Origin of the sequence: Streptomyces sp. CA-210063 (assembly GCF_024612015.1) — a bacterium.
In the GTDB taxonomy this organism is placed as follows: domain Bacteria; phylum Actinomycetota; class Actinomycetes; order Streptomycetales; family Streptomycetaceae; genus Streptomyces.
The window spans coordinates 6,446,557-6,463,441 of the sequence record NZ_CP102512.1; the positions used below are offsets into that span (position 1 = coordinate 6,446,557).

Here is a 16,885-nt window from a genome sequence, read left to right on the forward strand (position 1 = left end):
TCGCGCAGTTCCCCGCGCCCCTCAAAAGCCATGGGTCGGCCCGGGGTCTTTCAGGGGCGCGGGGAACTGCGCGACCAACCACGACGATCCCGCACCCGCCAACGCACAGAACCCCCCGGGCCATAAGGCGCTCAGGGGGTCGAAGGGGCACAGCCCCTGGGGGATGGGACGGGTAGGGGCGGCGGGGGCGACCTACAACCGCCCGATATCCCCCCGCGGCATCTTCGGCGTCCGCCGCCCCGGAACCCTCCCCGACAGCAAGATCAACCGAGCCGCCCGATGCCGCTGCCCCGCATACGGCTCCAACAACGACAACATCACCGCGTCATCCGCATCCCGATCCCCCGCCAACGCGAACCCCACGATCCCCGGCAGATGCAGATCCCCCACGGTCACCGCATCCGCCGCCCCATGACTCCGCTGCACGGTCTCCGCCGAGGTCCACGGCCCGATCCCCGCCACCAACTCCCACCGCGCCCGCGCATCATCCGGCGACATCTCCACGGCCTCCTCCAGCCGCCCCGCCACCCGGACCGCCCGCAGAATCGTCGACGCCCGCTTGTTGTCGACCCCGGCCCGATGCCACTCCCAGGACGGAATCAGCGCCCACTCCCGAGCCGTGGGCATCACGAACATCCCCGGCGGAACGGCCCCCGGCGCCGGCTCCCCGTACTTCCGTACGAGCAACCGCCACGCCCGATACGCCTCGTCCGTCGTGACCTTCTGCTCCAGCACCGACGGAATCAACGACTCCAGCACCAGCCCGGTCCGCGTCAGCCGCAACCCCGGCCGCCGCCGCCAGGCCATCGCCACGATCCGATGCCGAGGCGCGAAGATCTCGGGCTCGTCCAAGGCGCCCAGCATCGACGGCATCCGATCGAGCAGCCACTCGGCCCCCGGCCCCCAGGCCTCCGCCTCGACGACCCCACCCCGCATCGCCACCCGCAGGGTCCCGGCCCCGACCGGCGTACGACTGGCCCGCCACACGGACCCGTCCGGCGTGGCCCGAAACGTGGGATCCCCGGGCCCCCGCCGAAGCGGCCCCAGCACCAGCCCCAGATCGAGCGGCCCCTCCGGAGTCCAAGCCCGCCGCCGCCCGGGCGCAACGCCCTGCCGAGGCACCCCACCGGGCACGACAACATCCCCACCCCGCACAGTCGTACGAGTGGGCCGCTGAACAAAACGTCCGGCCACGATGAGGTCCTAGGTAGCGATGCGGTGCCTATGAGCCTAGGGGCCCACGGATGCTTTTAGGGGCGTAGGGAACTGCGCGATCAGCCACAGCGAACCCGCACTCGCCCACAGCACACGATCCGCCCTCGAATCTCAGGCGCTCCCCACGTCACCTCACCGAACCTCGATGAACATCCCCGCATCCCGCTCCCCCCGCGCCGAAGGCTCAACCGCCGCATGCCCCACAGCCACCGCCCCCATCGGATCCCACTCCTCCGGCAGCCCCAGCACCCCCCGCACGACATCCCGGCAGAACATCGTCGAAGACACCCACGCCGACCCCAACCGCTCCCCGGCCAGCGCGACGAGGAAGTTCTGCACCCCGGCCCCCGCCGCGACGACGAACATCTCCCGCTCGGCCGCGTCCCGCCGCGCGTCCCCGTAGGAGTGCGCCCCGTCCATCACCAGACACGGCACCACCAGATACGGCGCGTTGCGCAGCACGTCCCCGCGCCGCACCCGCTTGGCGATGGACTCCTCGCTCTTGCCGTCCCGCCGCAGATCCGCGATCCACGCGTCCCGCATGGCGTCGAGCAGCCGTACCCGCGACTCCTCGGACTCCAGCAGCACGAACCGCCACGGCGTCGTGTGATGCGGCGCCGGCGCGGTGACCGCGGCGGCCACGGCCCGCCGCACCGCCCCGGGATCGACCGGCTCGTCCGTGAACGCCCGTACGGTACGCCGCTGGGTCACCGCCAGCCGTACGGCCTCGGAGGTGCCGAGCCGGAACATGTCGTCCCGCGCACCCCGGACCAGGGCCCGCGTCCCCTCGCCGTCGTCCTCGGCCACGACATGCCCCAGCCCCCGCACGACGGCGACGGGCAGCCCGGCGGCCTTGCCCTTCACCAGGTCACCGGCGGAGGCCAGCTCGTCGGCGGTGGCGACGACGGTCGCGCTGAGCGGATTGCCGTACGCGTCGGTCCCGCCCCGCAGGTCGTCGAGGACGCGCACGCCGGCCGCCCCGATGGCGACGTCCGTCAGCCCGCTGCGCCAGGGCCGCCCGAAGGTGTCGGTGACGACGACCCCGACCTCGACCCCGAGCGTGTCCCTGATGCCGTCCCGGATCGCCCGCGCGGAGGCGTCGGGGTCCTCGGGCAGCAGCAGCACGGTCCCGGACGGCGTGTTGGAGGCGTCGACCCCGGCGGCGGCCATCACCAGCCCCTGCCGGTTCTCCACGATCCGCAACGCCCCCCGCCGGGCCACGACCCGCACGGTCTCGGCGTCGATGGCGTCCTCCCGGTCGACCGCCTCGACGACGCGTCCCTCCGCCTTGGACACGATCTTCGAGGTGACGAGCAACACGTCCCCGTCGACCAGCCCCGGCTCGGCCGCGGCGATCAGCTTGGCGAGGTCGTCCCCCTTCTGTACCTCGGGAATACCGGCCAGGGCCCAGACCCGGTACTCGGCACCGGGCCGCACTTCTCTCACGCTCTCCTCGCTCAAGCTCCCCGCACCTCCTCCGCCAGCGCCAGTGCCTCGCGGGCCATGGCCGTCGTCGCGTCCAGGTCCGTCATCATCAGGGGCACGGCCCGGCACCGTATCCCGGCGCTCTCGACGCGCTCCACGACGCCCGCGTCGACCGTGTCGACCAGCCAGCCGTCGAGGAGCCCGGAGCCGTAGTGCTCGGCGACGGCCGCGGCCGTGGACTCGACGCCGACGGCGGCGAGGACCTTGTCGGCCATCCCGCGCACGGGCGCGTCGCCGACGATGGGGGAGAGGCCGACGACCGGCACCCCGGCCTCGGCGATCGCCTCCCGGATCCCGGGCACGGCGAGGATGGTGCCGACGGAGACGACGGGGTTGGACGGCGGGAAGAGGATCACGTCCGCCTCGGCGATGGCCTCCAGGACGCCGGGCGCCGGCTTCGACTGGTCCGCGCCGACCGGCACGATCGCCTCGGCCGGCACGGAGGCCCGCAGCCGCACCCAGTACTCCTGGAAGTGGATCGCCCTGCGCTCCCCGTCCTGCTCGACGGCGACATGGGTCTCGACGCGGTCGTCGGTCATGGGGATGAGCCGGACGCCCGGCTTCCACCGGTCGCACAGCGCCTCGGTGACCGCGCTCAGCGGATACCCGGCACTGATCATCTGCGTCCGCACGATGTGCGTGGCGAAGTCCCGGTCCCCGAGCCCGAACCACTCGGGCCCGACGCCGTACGCCGCGAGCTCCTCCTTCAGATGGAAGGTCTCCTCGGCCCGGCCCCAGCCCTGCTCCTCGTTGATGCCGCCGCCGAGCGTGTACATCACCGTGTCGAGGTCGGGGCAGACCTTCAGCCCGAAGAGGTGGATGTCGTCCCCGGTGTTTCCGATGACCGTGATGTCCCCGTCCGGCACGGCCCGCTTGAGACCGCGCAGAAACCGGGCACCACCGATGCCGCCTGCCAGAACCACAATGCGCATGGGAGCCAGTCTTGCAGGCGGGTACGACACGGGGTCGCCGGGCCGCGACCACGGCCGGTTTCACTTGGTCACGGTCACCGTCTGTGCCGCGCAGGCCTTCGTGTGCATCGGCATGTCCGTCAGGCCGGGGTAGTAGACGTGCAGGCTGATGGCCGGTTCCAGCGTGTCGTTGACGACCTCGTGCGCGTAGCCCGGCGCGAACACCCGCTGCGCGCCCGCGCCCAGCACCCGCGTGCCCCGGTCGGTGCGCTCGGTCAGCGTGCCGTCCAGCACGGTGAGTACGCCGGAGGAGCCCCCGTGGTCGTGCGGTCCGGTGCCCTGCCCCGGCACCCAGGACAGCAGCCACACCTCGTACCCCGGGCCGGTCCGCAGCCGGTGGTACCAGCGCGTCGTCGCGTCGTACTCGACGAGGTGCTCCCACTGGGAGCGGTCGTCGGCGAGGGAACGGGCGAGTCCGGCGAACTCGGCCACGGTGACGGGGTGTTGGCGCGGCGCCTGGAGGAGGTGCGGTACTTCGAGGAGGTCGCCGGCGATCTGGAGGTCGCTGTCGCTGTTCATGAAGGGGTGGTTCCTCGACGGTTGTGGGCGAAGGGGAACAGCAGCCGAGCCTGGACGGGCTCAGTGCCAACCGGAGCGTGTGGGGCTCAACAGCTGGAACGGCAACAGCAACAGCTACAGCGAGCAGCACCGAGGGACCCGGCGGAGCGGGTCGAGGTGAGTGCCGAGTTCGCGAGCATGCCCACAAGGACACCGGCTCACACCTCCGCTGTCAACTTCGCGTCCGGTATGTGGATGTCCGTTCACCTCTTCCGGTGCATCCGCTCGGCGAAAGGTTTGTGCAGGGGGTGCCGAGGACACATGGCGCACAACCCGGAACGAGTGAAGTGGGATCGAGCCGGAACGAGATCGAACTCCTGGGCGTCCTTTCCCGTAAGGAAGGGTGATCCGCTGGGAGCTCCCCTCTGCCGCCAAGCCTCTGTCAGGGTTTATGCCGATTTGAACACTTTCCGCATAGCCTTGGTTCCGCAGAGTGAATAAGGGGCTCAATAGCAGATCTCGGCTTGACTCGCCCGTAGCAGCACACTTGTAATTTCACTCGTGTCGTTCAGCCGAAATCGGTAACGGCCGCACGACGGGGACGCGAAAGACGGACGAGGGGCGCACATGACCGAGCTCGTGCAGCAACTGCTGGTCGACGACGCGGACGAGGAACTCGGCTGGCAGGAGCGCGCGCTGTGCGCCCAGACCGATCCCGAGTCCTTCTTCCCCGAGAAGGGCGGCTCGACCCGCGAGGCCAAGAAGGTCTGCCTCGCCTGCGAGGTCCGCTCCGAGTGCCTTGAGTACGCCCTCGCCAACGACGAGCGGTTCGGTATCTGGGGCGGCCTGTCGGAGCGCGAGCGCCGCCGCCTCAAGAAGGCAGCCGTCTGACCCCGTCCCGGACGGTCGAACAGGAACAACCGAACATGCACGGCCCGTCGCACGTGGGTTGTCCACAGGCGGCGGGCCGCCGTGCTGCTCAGCCGTTAGTGTGGGCCCTCGTCCGAGACGTCCCGTTGTCCCCGCCGGACACAGGCGTCCACCGCAGTCCATCGAACCGGGGCCCGTACCTCGATGTCCGTGCACAGCCACACCGCAGCCCACCAAGACGCTGCCACTCCTGAGTTCCCACGTCATGTGGTGACCGCGGTCCTCGTCGCGCACGACGGCGCCCGCTGGCTGCCCGACGCGCTCGCCGGGCTGCTCGGCCAGGAGCGCCCCGTGCAGAGCGCCATGGCGGCCGACACCGGCAGCGCGGACGACTCCGCCCGGCTCCTCTCCGACGCCCTCGGGGCCGACCGCGTCCTGCACCTGGCCCGACGGACCGGTTTCGGCCAGGCCGTCGAGGAGGCCCACCGCACCGCGGGCGTCCTCACCCAGGACGACCTGGCGTACCTCAGGCGCCCCAGCGGCTGGGACCCCGTCACCCGCACCTGGCGCGACGACGCGTACGACATGCCGGAACTCCCCCACGGAGAGCCGGTCCAGTGGCTGTGGCTGCTCCACGACGACTGCGCCCCCGAGCCCGACGCCCTCGCCCAACTGCTGCGGGTCGTGGAGAACGAGCGGGAGCTGGGCCGGGACGACGTCGCCGTCGTCGGCCCCAAGCTGCGCGGCTGGTACGACCGCCGTCAGCTCCTGGAGGTCGGCGTCACCATCGCCAACTCCGGCCGCCGCTGGACCGGCCTGGACCGCCGCGAGCAGGACCAGGGCCAGCACGACCACATCAGGCCCAGCCTCGCCGTGTCCACCGCCGGCATGCTGATCCGCCGCGACGTCTTCGAGGAGCTCGGCGGCTTCGACCGGCGCCTGCCCCTGATGCGTGACGACGTGGACCTGTGCTGGCGCGCCACCGCCGCCGGGCACCGCGTCCTCGTCGCCCCCGAAGCCGTCGTACGGCACGCCGAGGCGTCCTCGCGCGAGCGCCGCACCGTCGACTGCGTGGGCCGCAGCGCCGCCTCCCCGCACATGGTCGACAAGGCCGGCGCGATCTACACCCTCCTCGTCAACTCCCGTACGGCACAGCTCCCCTGGGTGCTGCTGCGCATCGTCCTCGGCACGCTGCTCAGGACCGTCGCGTATCTCGTCGGCAAGGTCCCCGGACAGGCCGTCGACGAGATCCGCGGTCTGCTGAGCGTGCTGCTGCGACCCGAGCGGATCATCGCCGGGCGGCGCAGAAGAGGCCGCCCACAGCTGGACAAGGGCGAGCTGCGCCCGCTGTTCCCGCCGCCCGGCGCCACCGTCCGGGCCACCGTCGAACAGGTCGCGGGCGATCTCTTCGGCCGCTCCGACACCGACTCCGCCCCGGCCGGACGGCACGGCGGCGCGGTCGAGTCGGGGCCCGGCGACGACGACGCCGACTTCCTCCAGGTCGAGCAGTTCGCCCGGCTCAAGCGCGTCGCCCGCAAGCCCGGGCCCGTGCTCTTCGCGCTCCTGCTGATCGCCGCGCTCGCCGCCTGCCGCGACCTGCTCGGCGGCGGCGCGCTCACGGGTGGCGCCCTGCTGCCCGCCCCCGCCGACTCCGCCGAGCTGTGGTCCCGCTACCTGGACGCCTGGCACCCCGTGGGCGCGGGCGGCGCCGAGGCCGCCCCGCCGTATCTGGCGCTCGTGGCCATGCTCGCCTCCCTGCTGTTCGGCTCCACCGGACTCGCGGTCACCGTGCTGCTCGTGGCCTCCGTGCCCCTGGCCGGCTTCACCGCGTACTTCGCCTCGCGGCCCCTGGTCGAGTCCCGGCTGCTGCGCGCCTGGGCGGCCGTCGCGTACGCCTTCCTGCCCGCCGTCACCGGCGCGCTCGCGGCCGGCCGCATCGGTACCGCCGTCCTCGCGATCCTGCTGCCCCTCATCGCCCGCGCGGGCGCCGCGGCCGGCGGCCTGACGAGCAGCACGGGGGCGCGCGGCAGTTGGCGCGCCACCTGGGCGTACGCGCTGCTGCTGACGATCACCACCGCGTTCACCCCGATCGTGTGGCCCATCGCGCTGCTCCTCGGTCTCGGACTCCTCGCCGTGCGCCGCCGCGAGATCACCGCCTACGGCCCGCGCTTCCTCGCCCAGCTGGGCACCCCGCTGCTGATCCTCGCCCCCTGGTCGCTGACGCTGCTGCCGTTCGGCTTCTTCCAGGAGGCCGGCATGGAGTACGGGGGGAGCACGGCCTCCGCGACGGACCTGCTCGGCATCAGCCCCGGCGGGCCCGGCACGGTCGGCGGACTGACGCTCATCGGCGTCGTCCTGGCCGCACTGGCCGCCCTGCTCCGCTCGGAACGTCAGTTGGGAATCCGGACCGCCTGGACGGCCGCCCTGGTGGCCCTCATCTTCGCGGTCCTCTCCAACGGCTCCACCTGGGCCGGCCCCGCCACCCTCGTCTACGGCATCGCCCTCCTCGCCGCCGCCACCCTCGGCGCCGACGGGGCACGCTCACGCGTGGCCGAGCAGAGCTTCGGCTGGCGCCAGCCGGTGGCCGCGCTCATCGCCCTCGCCGCCGCCGTCGGCCCGCTGCTGGCCGCCGCCGGATGGGTGATCGGCGGCGCCGACGGCCCCCTGGAGCGCCGCGACCCCGTCCAGGTGCCCCCGTTCGTCGCTGAGGAGAGCGGCACCCGCGACCAGGCCCGCACCCTCGTCCTCGACAGCGACTCCACCGCCAAGGTCGCCTACACCCTGGTCCGCGGCTCCGGCGTCCGCCTCGGCGACGCCGAACTCACCGCGGCCGCCGGGGAGAACAAGCAGCTCGACGAGGTCGTCGCCCACCTGGTCGCGGGCTCCGGCGCCGACCAGACCGACGAACTCGGCGGCTTCGCCGTGCGGTACGTCCTCGTCCGCCCGGGCGCGCCCCGCGAGGTCGGCCGCGTCCTGGACGCCACGCCCGGCCTGAGCCGGCTCAGCCAGCAGAACGGCAGCGCCCTGTGGCGCGTGGACCGCCAGGTCGCCCGCGTCACCATCGAGGCCTCCTCCGGCGACCCGAAGGCCGTCGCCGCGGGCCCCGTCGACGTGCACACCACCATCCCGGCCGGCGGCTCGGGCCGGGTCCTGCGCCTCGCCGACACCGCCGACGAGTCCTGGACCGCCACCCTCGACGGCAAGCCGCTCACCGCGACCACGGTCGACGGCTGGGCCCAGGGCTTCCAACTGCCCGTCGACGGCGGCAAGCTGGACGTCACCTTCGACGCCCCGGTGACCCACACCGGCTGGCTGTGGGCCCAGGGCTCGCTCGCCGTCGTCCTCGTCGTCCTCGCCCTGCCCGGCCGCCGCCGGGACGTCGACGACGACCTCCCCGACGAGCCGGTCGCCGCGCCCGCCCAGGACACCACCGGCGACGGCCGCCGCGCCCGCCGCCTGCGCGCCCAGGCGGAGTCCGAGGCCGAACAGTCCGCCGACCCCGACCTGCCGACTCCTCCGGGGGAGGCCCCGGTCGCCGCCCCCGTCCCGCAGCAGCACGCGTACGGAGAGTGGGACACCGCCAACCACGCGGGCGCGGGCGCCACATACGGCCAGTACGACCAGCAGTACCAGGGCGCCCAGCAGTACCCGGCGGGCACGTACGACCAGCAGCACTACCAGGGCGACCCCTACCAGGGCGGCCAGTACGACCCGTACGCCTCCTACGGCGGCAATACGGCCTCGTACGACCAGACGTACACCCAGGGCTACGACGCGACGTACGACCCGTCGCACGGCACCGGCGCCGACAGCGAGCGCCCCGACGGGAGCCAGCAGTGAACCGCACGACCCTGTCCCTGATCGCCGGCACGACCGCCCTCGCCGCCGTCACCGGCTTCGCCGCACTCACCGCGCCCGACGCCTCCGGCGGCGACACCACCACCAAGGCCGCCGCCCAACTGCCCGTGCAGCGCACGAGCCTGCTCTGCCCCCAGCCGAGCACCTCGGACGTCGCGGAGACGGCGTACACCTCCTTCACACCCGTCACCGAGGGCACCGGCGCCGAAGGCAGCGCCGAACTCGTGGCGGCCGGCGAGGAGTCGACGGGCAAGGCGAACAAGACAGACAAGGCGGACAAGGGCAAGGCCGACAAGCCCGTCGTCGAGGTCAAGGGGCCCGGCAAGCCCGTCACCGGCAGCACCGACGGCGGTGACTCGCCCGCACTGATCGGCACGGCCGAGGAGAAGTTCGCGCCCGGCTGGACGGTCCAGGAGACCACCGAGGTCGCCGCCGGCACCGGCCGCGGCCTGCTCGGTGTCAACTGCACCGCCCCGGACACGGAGTTCTGGTTCCCGGGCGCCGGCACGGTCGCGGACCGTACGGACTACGTCCACCTCACCAACCCGGACGATTCGGCGGCCGTCGTCGACATCGAGCTCTACGGCAAGGACGGCGCCCTGAAGTCCACGGTGGGGGAGGGCATCACGGTCCAGCCCCGCTCCACCGAGCCGGTCCTGCTGTCGACGCTCGCCACGGCGAAGGAGGCCGACCTCACGGTCCACGTCAGCGTCCGCAGCGGCCGGGTCGCCGCCGCTGTCCAGGCCCTCGACGACAAGCTGGGCGGCGACTGGCTCGCCGCCGCGACCGACCCGGCCGCCGAGCTGGTCCTCCCCGGCATCCCGAAGGACGCCACGTCCGTACGCCTCGTCGTCTTCGCCCCCGGCGAGACCGACGCCGACCTGAAGCTGCGACTCGCCTCGCCCAACGGCCCGATCACCCCGGCGGGCAACGAGACGCTGCACGTCAAGGGGGGCATGACCGCCTCCGCCGACCTCGGCGACATCACGCGCGGCGAGGCCGGTTCCCTGCTGCTGACCCCGACCGACGCGTCGGTCCCGGTGGTGGCCGCCCTCCGCGTCGTCCGCGGCAAGGGCGACAACCAGGAAACGGCCTTCATCCCGGCCACCCGCCCGGTCGGCACGCGCGCCACGGTCGCCGACAACCGCGCCAAGGGCACCACCCTCGCCCTCACCGCCCCCACCCGCACGGCCAAGGTCAAGGTCACCGCCTCCGCCGGCACCACCGCCGGCGAACCCACGACCAAGACCTTCACGATCAAAGCCGGCACGACCCAGAACATCGACATGCCCGCCCCGGCCGGCCTCAAGGGCACCTACGCCCTCACCGTCGAACCGGTCTCCGGCGGCCCCGTCTACGCCTCCCGCACCCTGGAATCCAAGCTCGGCACCCTCCCCGCCTTCACCATCCAAACCCTCCCGAACGACCGAGGCACGGTAGCGGTCCCGGAGGCGGAACAGGACTTGTCGGTACTGCAGAGGTAGACCGCGGGAGAGCCCCCGGTCAAAAAGCACGGGGCGCAGCCCCTGCTTTTTTTTGGGGGGCGCGGGGAACTGCGCGACCAGCCCCCACCCACCCGCACCCGAAGAACCACCTGAGTGGGGTCGAAGGGGCGCAGCCCCTGGGGGTGGGACGGGTAGGGCGGCGGGGGCGGCGGGGGCGAAACCCATCCCGGGCGAACCCCCGCCGTCAGTCCTCCCCGTACCGAGGATCCACCGTCTCCGGATTCAGCCCCAGCAACTCGGCCACCTGCTCCACCACGACCTCATGCACCAGCGCGGCCCGCTCATCCCGCCCCTTGGTCCGAATCTCCACCGGCCGCCGATAGACAACAACCCGAGCCGGCCGCCCCTCCCGCGCGACGACGATCCCCCCCAGAGGCACAGCCTCGTCATTCCACTCCGCGTCCCCCGGCCCATCGAGCCGAGGCACCTCAAGCACAAGAAAGTCGACATCCGTGAGCTGCGGCCACCGCCGCTCCAGCCGCTCCACGGAGTCCTGCACAAGATCCGCGAACATCTCCGCACGACTCGCCGCGAGCGGCACCTGCGGCGGCGCGATCGGCCCGCGCATCCCCCTGCCGTGCCGATCTCGGCGGCGGGGCCCAGGTGCGGAGGCGGCGCGAGGCGGTACGAGGTTCTCCATCACCTGTGAAGCGTAGTCCTCACGAGGTCCGCCCGCCCGGCTCCACACCCTCGGCCACCCCCACCGGCCTGACATCGCTGACCTGGCACGTCCAACCGGCTCGCCGTACGACGGGGCTCCGGAGGGTTGTAGGGCATGTCGCAGGATGACCATTCCGGCCAAGGTTGGGCTCGATTCCATATCTCTCCGAGACTGATGAACTAGCGCCAATTGGCATGGTTTGTATAGAAAATTGATCGAATTCAGGATCGTTCGGCATCCCGGACGAGGGGTTGCTCGCAGGTCAACGCGGTGGGGCCGGAGGGGCGTGTGGGGCGTTTCACAGCACGACACGGTGGAGTGACCTGGTGGAGAGTCGTCGCGGCCCGCTCAAGAGTGCGGTACCGTCCAACGTCGTGAGCCCTGTACGTCGCTGTTCGCGCACCGCTTGCGGCCGCCCCGCCGTCGCGACGCTGACGTACGTCTACGCCGACTCGACCGCGGTCCTCGGCCCCCTCGCCACCTACGCCGAACCCCACTGCTACGACCTGTGCGCCGAGCACTCCGAGCGCCTCACCGCCCCGCGCGGCTGGGAAGTCGTACGCCTGCTGGACGGCTCGGCCCCCGCCCGCCCCAGCGGTGACGACCTGGAAGCGCTTGCCAACGCCGTGCGCGAGGCGGCCCGCCCGCAGCGGCGTGCCGCGGAGGCCGGTGGCGGCGCCCGCTCGGCGGACCCGATGGAGGTCGCCCGCCGCGGCCATCTCCGGGTCCTGCGCTCCCCCGACAACTGACGCGCGGACAAGCTGACGCGCGGACAGCACGCGCGGACAAGCTGACGCTCGGACAACCGGCGTGCCGAACGCGGCCGTTGCCGGACGCGCTCCTTCGCGGTCGTCCCCCTCCCGTTCGGTGTGGCTGTTTCCGTTCCCGCCGTTCCGCCCAGTGGTGCACGCCTGTTGACGCCGTGTCGCCGCGGACGCGACCATTCCGGGTGCCCGTGCCGTGAGAAACCGCTTTCCGCATCGCGGAATACGGGGAGGCTCCCGTGTACGTCCAGGAACTGGAACCCGTGGCCGGCTCGCTCGGCCTGTCCGCCCTCGTCGCCACCCTGCCCCTCGTCATCGTCCTGGTTCTGCTCGGCGGTGTGCGCCTGAAAGCGCATCTGGCGGGCTTGATCGGCCTCCTGGCGGCCGTTCTGGTCGCCTGGCTCGCCTATCGCATGCCGCTCGGCCAGACGCTCTCCAGTGCGGCCCAGGGTGCCGCGTTCGGCCTCTTCCCGATCATGTGGATCGTCGTCAACGCCCTGTGGGTGTACCGGATGACCGTCCACACCCGGCACTTCGACATCCTGCGCCGTTCCTTCGGGCGGCTCTCCGACGACCCGCGCATCCAGGCGCTCGTCGTCGCGTTCTGCTTCGGCGCGCTCCTGGAGGCCCTCGCCGGCTTCGGCGCGCCGGTCGCCATCTGCTCGGTGATGCTCGTCGCGCTCGGCTTCGAACCGGTGAAGGCCGCCGTGGTCGCCCTGGTCGCCAACACCGCACCCGTCGCCTTCGGCGCCATGGGCACCCCGGTCGTGACCCTCGCCCAGGTCACCGAACTGCCCCTGGACACCGTCGCGTCCGTGGTCGGCCGGCAGACACCGCTGCTGGCCCTCGTGGTGCCCCTGGTGCTCGTCTGGCTCGTCGACGGGCGGCGCGGGCTGCGCGAGACCTGGGTGCCCGCCCTGACCTGCGGGTTCGCCTTCGCCGTCGGCCAGTTCGTCGCCTCCAACTACGTCTCCGCGCAACTCGCCGACATCGGCGCCGCCTTGCTGGGCGCGGGCGCCCTCGTCGCCGTACCGCAGGCGCGCCGGCCCGCCGCCGAACCCGTACGCGCCGCCGTCCTGACCGGCGCGCGCAGCGAGGACCTCGACGAGGAGGACCCGCCGCGCGAAGTCCTGCGCGCCTACGCCCCGTACGCGCTGATCGTCGCGATCTTCTCCGTCGCCCAGATCCCGGTGGTGAAGGACTGGCTGGCCACCACGACACAGGCGTACGACTGGCCCTTCCTGAACGTCGCCGGCCCGGACGGCGACCCCGTAGGGGGCAATGTCTTCACCTGGCCGATCGTGTCCACCGGCGGCACCCTGGTGCTGCTCGCCGGGCTCTGCACGGCCGTCGTACTGGGGGTCCACGCGCGCGTGGCCGTCAGGGAGTGGATGGCGACGGTCCACGAACTGCGGTTCGCGATCCTCACCGTGACGTCCGTCCTGGCCCTCGCCCACGTCATGAACCTCTCCGGACAGGCCGCCACCATCGGCCACTTCGTGGCGGCGGCCGGCGCGGGGCTCGCCTTCCTGTCACCGGTCCTCGGCTGGTTCGGCGTCGCGGTCTCCGGCTCCGACACCTCCGCCAACGCGTTGTTCGGCGCCCTCCAGGTGAGCGCGGCCCGCGAGTCGGGCCTGTCGCCCGAACTGCTCGCCGCGGCCAACAGCTCCGGCGGGGTCCTCGGCAAGATGATCTCCCCGCAGAACCTGACCATCGCCTGCGCGGCCGTCGGCCTCGCCGGCCGCGAGGGCGACCTGCTGCGCAAGGTGCTGCCGTGGAGTCTGGGGCTGTTGCTGGTGATGTGCCTGATCGTGGTGGGGCAGAGCACGCCCGTACTGGAGTGGATGCTTCCGTAGCCGGTGAAGGGAGGGCTCACAGCGAGTCGGTGGGCGTACTCAGAGGTCATACAGCTGGCTGTCACATCAGGCGGGTAGTTTGGGGTGACCAATGAGACTTCTGGAGGGCCGGCCGTGGCTGCTGATCTGTCGACGATCGTGAAGGCGTACGACGTACGCGGGGTGGTCCCGGACCAGTGGGACGAGACGCTGGCCGAGCTTTTCGGGGCGGCCTTCGTGCGGGTGACCGGCGCGGACGCCCTTGTGACCGGGCACGACATGCGGCCCTCCTCGCCCGGCCTGTCGCGTGCCTTCGCGCGCGGGGCGGCGGCGCTCGGGGTGAACGTGACCGAGATCGGCCTCTGTTCGACGGACCAGCTGTACTACGCGTCGGGCGCGCTGAACCTGCCCGGCGCGATGTTCACGGCCTCCCACAACCCCGCCCAGTACAACGGCATCAAGATGTGCCGCGCGGGCGCCGCCCCCGTCGGCCAGGACACCGGCCTCGCCGAGATCCGCGAACTGGTCGAGGGCTGGAGCGAGTCGGGCGCGCCGGCCTCGGCCGCCACGCCGGGAACGATCACCCAGCGTGACACGTTGGAGGATTACGCGGCGCACCTCCGCGGCCTCGTCGACCTGACCTCCATCCGCCCCCTGAAGGTCGTCGTCGACGCGGGCAACGGCATGGGCGGACACACGGTCCCGACGGTCTTCGCCGGCCTGCCGCTGGACCTGGTCCCGATGTACTTCGAGCTGGACGGCACGTTCCCGAACCACGAGGCCAACCCCCTCGACCCGGCGAACATCGTCGACCTCCAGAAGCGCGTCCGCGAGGAGAGCGCCGACCTGGGCATCGCCTTCGACGGCGACGCCGACCGCTGCTTCGTCGTCGACGAGCAGGGCAACCCGGTCTCGCCCTCCGCGATCACCGCCCTGGTCGCCTCCCGTGAGCTCGCCAGGCACGGCGGCAAGGGCACGGTCATCCACAACCTGATCACCTCCTGGTCCGTCCCGGAGGTGGTGAAGGAGAACGGCGGCACGCCGGTGCGCACCCGCGTCGGCCACTCCTTCATCAAGGCCGAGATGGCCAGGACCGGCGCGATCTTCGGCGGCGAGCACTCCGCCCACTACTACTTCGCCGACTTCTGGAACGCCGATACGGGCATGCTGGCCGCCCTCCACGTCCTCGCGGCCCTCGGCGGCCAGGACGGCCCCCTCTCCGGCCTCGTAGCCCAGTACGACCGCTACGCCGGGTCCGGCGAGATCAACTCCACGGTCGACGACCAGACGGGCCGCCTCGCCGCGATCCGCTCCGCCTACGAGAGCCGGGAGGGCGTCACCCTGGACCAGCTGGACGGCCTCACCGTCACGTCCGCCGACTGGTGGTTCAACGTCCGCCCCTCCAACACCGAACCACTCCTCCGCCTGAACGCGGAAGCCCGCGACGAGGCCACGATGGCGAAGGTCCGGGACGAGGTGCTGGCGATCATCAGGGGCTGACTGCGGGACCGCGCCTGAGAAAGCACCCTGAGAAAGCACGGGGCGCAGCCCCTGCTTTTTCAGGGGCGCGGGGAACCGCGCGAGCAACCACACACAACCCGCACCCGCCCACGAACCCCCGCCTCCCGAGCTGCCAGGCGAAGCGGGGTCGAAGGGGCGCAGCCCCTGGGGGACGGGACGGGTAGGGGCGGCGGGGGCGAGACGCCCCAGAGCCCCAACCCCGGCGCCAACTCCCTCACGGCGGTACGCTGACCAGGCCGCACCGCACAACAACCCGCCCCCGAAGGGACCCGACATGCCGCTCGAAGCCGGCCTCCTGGAGATCCTCGCCTGCCCGGCGTGCCACGCCCCCCTCACGGAGGAGGAAACGGAGCTGGCCTGCACGAGCCAGGACTGCGGCCTCGCCTACCCGATCCGGGACGGCATCCCCGTACTCCTCGTCGACGAGGCCCGCCGCCCCGCGTGACCTACGCGACCGAGACTCTCGCGCAAGGCACCACGCACGCGCCGGGAAGCCCGACGCAGGCGTACAGGCGAACGTAAAGGCGAAAAGGCGTAAAAGGGCACCCGGCGAATCGGAGGCTGCCGCCCATGCTCGACGAATCGCTGCTAGACACCCCCGACGCCCTGTCGGAGGCGGACCATCGCGGCCTGCTCCGCGGCGCCGCCGAGGCCGGCGCCCGGGTCCGTACGGCCATCCGCCTCGGCATCGAGGCCGGCATCCCCGGCCTGAAACCGGACGGCCGCCCCCGCGCCCTCCTGATCGCGGGCCCCGGCATGGCCTCCGCGGGCGTCGCCGACCTGCTCGGCGCCCTCGCGGGCGCGAGCTGCCCCATCATCCGTCTCCACCCCACCGGCGTAGCCCCCGCCGCGGGCGCCCTCCGCTGGGAACTCCCCGGCTGGACGGGCCCGGTCGACCTCCTCCTGGTCGCCACCGCGGACGGCAGCGAACCCGGCCTGTCGCTCCTCGTCGACCAGGCGTACCGCCGCGGCAGCACGGTCGTCGCCGTCGCCCCGGCCCGCACCCCCGTCGCCGAGGCGGTGGAAGGCGCCCACGGCCTCTTCGTACCGATGGCGACCGCCCCGTACGAGCAGGAGGTGCCCCTCGGCGCCGCCGCTCCCGGCGTCCTGTGGGCGCTGCTCACCCCGATGCTCGCGCTGCTGGACCGCACCGGCCTGGTCGCCGCCCCGCCGGAAGCCCTGCAGAAGGTCGCCGACCGCCTCGACGGCGTGGCCGAGCGCTGCGGCCCGGCCATCGCCACGTACAGCAACCCCGCCAAGACGCTCGCTGCCGAGCTCGCCGACGGGCTCCCGGTGATCTGGACCGAGGGCCAGGCCGCAGGCCCGGTGGGCCGCCGTTTCGCGGCCGCGCTCGCCGAACTGGCGGGCCGCCCCTCCCTCGCCGCCCAGCTGCCCGAGGCCCTCGCCTCACACACCGTGCTGCTGTCCGGCCCGCTCGCCGCGAGCGCCGACCCCGACGACTTCTTCCGTGACCGCGTCGATGAGCCACCCGCCCTCCACGCGCGCGTGGTGGTCCTCCGCGACCGCCCGACCGGCGGTCTGAGCGCCGTACCGGCCGCCCGCGAGCTGGCCCTCAGCCACGACACCGCGATCAGCGAGCTGGAACCCGAGGAAGGCAGCGACCTGGAAACCCTCGCGGAGATGATCGCCATCACGGATTTCGCCGCCGTTTACCTGTCGCTCGCTTCCAGAGCCTGATCTT

At 72.5% G+C, this 16,885-nt stretch carries 13 protein-coding genes; 8 read left to right on the forward strand and 5 right to left on the reverse strand.

Annotated elements, in window-relative coordinates; genetic code table 11:
• Positions 1 to 192: 192 nt before the first annotated feature.
• The 4 genes from JIX56_RS28260 to JIX56_RS28275 form a co-directional block, all read right to left on the reverse strand.
• Complete coding sequence (locus JIX56_RS28260) at positions 193 to 1,194, reverse strand: DNA-3-methyladenine glycosylase family protein (RefSeq protein WP_257544689.1); 1,002 nt, start codon at positions 1,192 to 1,194, stop codon at positions 193 to 195.
• A 153-nt stretch (positions 1,195 to 1,347) separates the two neighbouring features.
• The gene (locus JIX56_RS28265; RefSeq protein ID WP_257544691.1) at positions 1,348 to 2,676 is read right to left on the reverse strand and encodes a coenzyme F420-0:L-glutamate ligase; all 1,329 of its coding nucleotides are present in this window, start codon (positions 2,674 to 2,676) and stop codon (positions 1,348 to 1,350) included.
• Positions 2,673 to 3,632 carry a 2-phospho-L-lactate transferase gene (gene cofD, locus JIX56_RS28270; RefSeq protein ID WP_257544693.1) on the reverse strand — a complete coding sequence of 320 codons (960 nt, stop codon included), beginning with the start codon at positions 3,630 to 3,632 and terminating at the stop codon, positions 2,673 to 2,675. The genes JIX56_RS28265 and cofD overlap by 4 nt, the downstream gene beginning before the upstream one ends.
• A gap of 60 nt (positions 3,633 to 3,692) precedes the next feature.
• On the reverse strand, positions 3,693 to 4,190 hold the full coding sequence (locus tag JIX56_RS28275) for a cysteine dioxygenase (RefSeq protein WP_257544695.1): 498 nt from the start codon (positions 4,188 to 4,190) through the stop codon (positions 3,693 to 3,695).
• 606 nt (positions 4,191 to 4,796) lie between these two features.
• On the opposite strand from JIX56_RS28275, the gene JIX56_RS28280 reads away from it, so the two are divergent.
• From JIX56_RS28280 to JIX56_RS28290, 3 genes are all read left to right on the forward strand, one after another.
• Complete coding sequence (locus JIX56_RS28280; RefSeq protein ID WP_003975777.1) at positions 4,797 to 5,060, forward strand: WhiB family transcriptional regulator; 264 nt, start codon at positions 4,797 to 4,799, stop codon at positions 5,058 to 5,060.
• Positions 5,061 to 5,243: 183 nt separating this feature from the next.
• Positions 5,244 to 8,879 carry a glycosyltransferase family 2 protein gene (locus tag JIX56_RS28285; RefSeq protein WP_257544697.1) on the forward strand — a complete coding sequence of 1,212 codons (3,636 nt, stop codon included), beginning with the start codon at positions 5,244 to 5,246 and terminating at the stop codon, positions 8,877 to 8,879.
• Positions 8,876 to 10,381 carry a DUF5719 family protein gene (locus tag JIX56_RS28290; RefSeq protein WP_257544699.1) on the forward strand — a complete coding sequence of 502 codons (1,506 nt, stop codon included), beginning with the start codon at positions 8,876 to 8,878 and terminating at the stop codon, positions 10,379 to 10,381. Before JIX56_RS28285 ends, JIX56_RS28290 begins: the two co-directional genes overlap by 4 nt.
• A 205-nt stretch (positions 10,382 to 10,586) precedes the next feature.
• Here the strand turns inward: JIX56_RS28290 and JIX56_RS28295 are convergent, their stop codons facing one another.
• Entirely contained in the window at positions 10,587 to 11,042 is a 456-nt protein-coding gene (locus tag JIX56_RS28295) for a metallopeptidase family protein (protein ID WP_257551172.1), read from the reverse strand.
• Positions 11,043 to 11,389: 347 nt separating this feature from the next.
• Between JIX56_RS28295 and JIX56_RS28300 the strand changes: the two genes are divergently transcribed.
• The 5 genes from JIX56_RS28300 to JIX56_RS28320 all read left to right on the forward strand — a co-directional run bounded on the left by JIX56_RS28300 (position 11,390) and on the right by JIX56_RS28320 (position 16,881).
• The gene (locus JIX56_RS28300) at positions 11,390 to 11,812 is read left to right on the forward strand and encodes a DUF3499 domain-containing protein (protein ID WP_257544701.1); all 423 of its coding nucleotides are present in this window, start codon (positions 11,390 to 11,392) and stop codon (positions 11,810 to 11,812) included.
• Positions 11,813 to 12,066: 254 nt separating this feature from the next.
• Positions 12,067 to 13,683, forward strand: coding sequence for an L-lactate permease (locus tag JIX56_RS28305; protein WP_257544703.1), 1,617 nt, complete (start codon positions 12,067 to 12,069; stop codon positions 13,681 to 13,683).
• A gap of 114 nt (positions 13,684 to 13,797) precedes the next feature.
• Complete coding sequence (locus tag JIX56_RS28310; protein WP_257544705.1) at positions 13,798 to 15,162, forward strand: phosphomannomutase/phosphoglucomutase; 1,365 nt, start codon at positions 13,798 to 13,800, stop codon at positions 15,160 to 15,162.
• Positions 15,163 to 15,457: 295 nt separating this feature from the next.
• Positions 15,458 to 15,628 (forward strand): Trm112 family protein, encoded by a 171-nt coding sequence (locus JIX56_RS28315; protein WP_257544707.1) that lies wholly within the window; start codon positions 15,458 to 15,460, stop codon positions 15,626 to 15,628.
• A 125-nt stretch (positions 15,629 to 15,753) separates the two neighbouring features.
• Entirely contained in the window at positions 15,754 to 16,881 is a 1,128-nt protein-coding gene (locus JIX56_RS28320) for an SIS domain-containing protein (protein ID WP_257544708.1), read from the forward strand.
• Positions 16,882 to 16,885 lie beyond the last annotated feature (4 nt).